At 35.8% G+C, this 2,841-nt stretch carries 2 protein-coding genes and 1 pseudogene; all 3 read right to left on the bottom strand.

Going from position 1 to position 2,841, the window contains the following annotated elements:
* Positions 1–311: 311 nt before the first annotated feature.
* Positions 312–776 (bottom strand): DUF3574 domain-containing protein, encoded by a 465-nt coding sequence (locus V3595_RS28575; RefSeq protein ID WP_485911329.1) that lies wholly within the window; start codon positions 774–776, stop codon positions 312–314.
* A gap of 64 nt (positions 777–840) precedes the next feature.
* Positions 841–1,287 carry a hypothetical protein gene (locus tag V3595_RS28570; RefSeq protein WP_485911327.1) on the bottom strand — a complete coding sequence of 149 codons (447 nt, stop codon included), beginning with the start codon at positions 1,285–1,287 and terminating at the stop codon, positions 841–843.
* 504 nt (positions 1,288–1,791) lie between these two features.
* Positions 1,792–2,841: pseudogene (locus tag V3595_RS28565) on the bottom strand (IS110 family RNA-guided transposase); the annotation flags it as partial.

Here is a 2,841-nt window from a genome sequence, read left to right as displayed (position 1 = left end):
CTTGCATTTTAAACTTCATATTAGGGTTCCTCCTAAAGTTTTGAGTTAGAGTGGTGTCTTACTCATATCTTACTGAGGAGCCCTATTTTTTTCAAAGCTGAAAAATAACGAACTACAGGAATGCTATCCTGCCCCGTTAGTTGCATAAGATAAAGCTGCCTTAAAGACAGCTCTGATCTTCAGCTAACGCACCCGTTAGTTCACTAAGAAAAGCGATTCTTATTAAAGAATCGCGCCCGATTGAAGAAGATTGTTACTAAAGGTAAGCACCCGTTTAACAGGTCACAAATCTCTAGGCATTTTTTCATCAGTTATTCAATAAAGTACATCTTCCCATTCACTTCAAGAGACACTGATGATTGTTTCATCTCTTCCTTTAGAGATTTGGCATAGGTAACAACTTTATTAATTTTTTTCTTATCCAAGTCTTCTGCAAAGCTATAGACGATCGTTACTTTCTCCTTAACCAACTCATTATCATCAGATAGCCACGATCCTGTCCCATCGATAGCTGTTGCCCCTCCAAACATTTTTGAGAATTCCTCCAACGACTTGTTAACATATGGAGTATTATCAATTGGTTGATCTACATTATATGTAGATGGTACATAAATTTTCACTACGTCTTCAAGGTAAAATTGCCCCTTTAATGCATAAGATTGTTTCACCTTAGATGTTTCTTGTTGTTCTGTAGCGTACACAGCATTACCTAAAAAGACAATTAATAGAATCGGGATAATCCAATGGAAGATTTTTTTCTTTTCCAATATTATCACTCCTTAATATTCAAATGTTGTTGGTATAAAAAGGATCTTCGATTGAAAGATCCTTTTTATCTACTTATCTAGTTACATATATTTCACCGCCAGCTTTTGCATAGTAAGAGCTATATTTATCTCTTACATCAAGATAATATTTTTGATTAGCTTTCATATTAGTCCACTCTGGATTATTTTTCCAACTGGTGCAAGCTTTAGTCGCATCATTGCAAAGACGAAATGAAATGGCTTCAAGCTCTAGTCTTACAACTTTGTTTGTACTTTTACTATATAATTCTACTCCTCCATATCCTATCTCGACATTTCTATGTGTAGAAGTTGTATATAGAGTTCCATCCCATTTACCATCTTCTGTGACAATATTTGTAGGATAAACATAACCTGTATGACCACCGGGAGCTCCACCTGTAGCAGAAGCTTCAGATTTTGGAAAAAATGCAAAAATCATTGAAAAGCATAAAACAATCGGTAACAGGCATTTTTTTATAATTTTTTGAGACAATGTCATTAACCAACTCCTTTATAAATGCTATTATTTAAAACCAATTAGTCGGTACTATTAAAAATTATATTATGGTAATGTATTCCAGACAATATAAAATTACAAAATTTTCAAAAAAGAGGTCTCGTGTTGAATTATTTTCAAAGGCAGTCAGAGGACACAATTAACAAACTAATGAAAGCAGGAATTGAATTGTTTTCAAAACAAGTATATTCGAGGACAAGCATTGATTAATGGTGCTTTCTTTTGTTTAAAAATCCCCGTTTTGAAACCTACCAATATTTATTATTTTTTACATAAATGAACACTTGTTGAACTAACCTGCCCCGTTAGTGCCATAAGAAAAAGGCTGCCGCAGCAACCCCTGTTATTGAACTAAACCAGCTAATAGGATGTCAATATCTTTCTCTAAAATTTTCATTTCCCTTATGATATACTATTTTTGTTCATGACAAATAACCCTCCAAAACCCTTTTGGAAGGATTTTTCTCTGTTTCATAAAACCGTTAATCAGGATAAATCTAGGAATGCTTCTTTTCTCTTTAATAAAGCGTAAATCCAATGAAGAAGTTTATTCATACAGGCAACGATCGCCACTTTGGCTGGCTTTCCTTCCGATTTTTTCTTATCAAAGAAAGCTTTAAGCTTTTTGTTCCTTGAACTCCTTATGCCGCATAGCACGGCAAGATACAGAGAATGACGTAGTCTGCTCGAACCTCTTTTTGTAATACGATTAATGGTTGCCGTAAACTTACCCGATGAGTGATCACTTGGATCTACTCCAGCGAAGGCAACCAGTTTTTTCGGATGATTAAACCGATCGATTTCACCAATTTCAGAGATAATCGTGGCTGCGATTTTTTCTCCGATACCCGGAATCGATTGGATGATCTTATATTCTTCCAGTTCATTTGCCAGGGCCACTATACGATCTTCCAAATCAGAAAGGTGTCCAAGGTAATGAAAAAGCAACTCAATATACATACGAAGATTGATTACGTGACTTTCATACACGCTTTTTTGAAATGGATTTCGAGATGCGGAATCCATTATTTTTTTTGCTTTTTCCCATGCCCATTCACCCGATCAGCTAGAACAGAACTCTATTACACTCTCTGCTAGTCTACTTTCTCCGGCCGTTAATACCGCCTCTGAAGTAGGATATTCCTTTAACATCAATAAAGAAACCTTCGAATATAGATCCCCAAAAACCTTTCGGTATTCAGGAAACACCTGATCTAAAATGGTGTGAAACTGAAGTTTAGCCTCCACATACATATTCGTTACGATTTCCTGTTGTCTTGACAAATTACGAAGGTCTAATAGCTGGATTCCTCTAATTTTATGAGGTTCTAAATCCTCTTTGTAATACAGCACACACAACTGGTACGCATCGATAGCGTCTGTTTTTACCTTCCGTAAACTGGACTTCTTTGTCTGATAAGAAATAATCGGATTTAGTAAGATATATAGAATCCCTTGATCCTCCAGGTATTCAATAACGGGAGAATGGTAATGCCCTGTAGATTCTAAAATGACCATAGGCATCTGCCCTGTCAC

Source organism: Bacillus sp. CFBP9009 (genome assembly GCF_036541465.1).
Taxonomy (GTDB): domain Bacteria; phylum Bacillota; class Bacilli; order Bacillales; family DSM-1321; genus Peribacillus.
Note: the sequence above shows the minus strand (reverse complement) of the source record. Positions and strands in the feature narration are given on the sequence as shown.

Excerpts from the sequence above, each read along its gene's own strand:
- V3595_RS28570 (WP_485911327.1), bottom strand. The coding sequence starts at position 1,287 with ATGACATTGTCTCAAAAAATTATAAAAAAATGCCTGTTACCGATTGTT.